This window comes from Intrasporangium chromatireducens Q5-1 (assembly GCF_000576575.1).
Lineage (GTDB): Bacteria > Actinomycetota > Actinomycetes > Actinomycetales > Dermatophilaceae > Intrasporangium_A > Intrasporangium_A chromatireducens.
Window position 1 is genome coordinate 1 of record NZ_AWQS01000524.1, and the last position, 944, is coordinate 944.

1 protein-coding gene is annotated in these 944 nt (G+C 73.2%); it reads right to left on the reverse strand.

Annotated features, from left to right (window positions below; all coding sequences use genetic code 11):
• Nucleotides 1-9 precede the first annotated feature (9 nt).
• Nucleotides 10-867 (reverse strand): ATP-dependent sacrificial sulfur transferase LarE, encoded by an 858-nt coding sequence (gene larE / locus N864_RS22690; protein ID WP_155893079.1) that lies wholly within the window; start codon nt 865-867, stop codon nt 10-12.
• Nucleotides 868-944 lie beyond the last annotated feature (77 nt).

The following is a 944-nucleotide window of genomic DNA, read 5'->3' on the forward strand; positions in this document are numbered from 1 at the left end:
CGAGGCGCCTCAACCATTCGTCACCTCGACGAGGGGGAGGGTGAAGGCGCCCGACTGGATCCCCGCCACGTCGACCGCGACGAAGCGGAAACCGGCCTGGATTCCCGCCTGCTGCAGGGCGATTCGCGTGTCGTGCTCCATCGCCCGGGCGATCTCGCCCTCGGGCAGCTCGATCCGTGCGACCTCCCCGTGGTGGCGCACCCGACAGTCGGGGAAGCCGAGCGCGCGGACTTCGCGCTCCGCGGACTCGACCTGGCGCAGCTTCTCGGGGTCGACCTGCGAGAAGTGGGGGATCCGCGAGGCGAGGCACGGGGCGGCGGGCTTGTCGGCGTTCGGCAGGCCGAGGGCCCGGGCCAGCGCCCGGACGTCGGTCTTGCTCAGACCGGCATCGGCGAGGGGGCGCAGGACGGCGTGGTTCGTCGCGGCCCGCGAGCCGGGGCGGTCCGGCCGCCTTGCGTCGTCGGCGTTCTCGCCGTAGGCGACGGCCGTGAGGCCATGGACACCCGCCACCTCGTCCGAGATCCGGGTGAACAGCTCGTCCTTGCAGTGGAAGCACCGGTCGGGGCCGTTGGCCCGGTAGAGCGGGTTGTCACCCTCGTGGGTCGCGACCTCGACGACCGGTGCGCCGATGGCGGCGGCCACCGCACGCGCCGCCGTCAGCTCGTCGGCGGCGAGGCTGGGGGAGACGCCGATGACGGCGACGACCCGGGCCGCCCCGAGGTGGCGCACGGCCAGGGCTAGGAGCAGGCCGGAGTCCACCCCACCCGAGAAGGCGACGCCGAGTCGCCCGGCGGGCACGGAGTCGGCGAGCAAGCGGCCGACCTCGTCGTCGAGCCGAGCGAGGTCAGGTGGCAGAGCCGTCGTCATGGCCCCAGTCTCACGCATCGCGCCCCGCACTCTCGATCGAGACTGCCGCACTCTCGATTGGAAGAAGCGCACTCTCG

Bases quoted from the DNA above. Each gene is read 5' to 3' on its own strand.
- larE (WP_155893079.1), bottom strand. From the start codon at position 867: ATGACGACGGCTCTGCCACCTGACCTCGCTCGGCTCGACGACGAGGTC.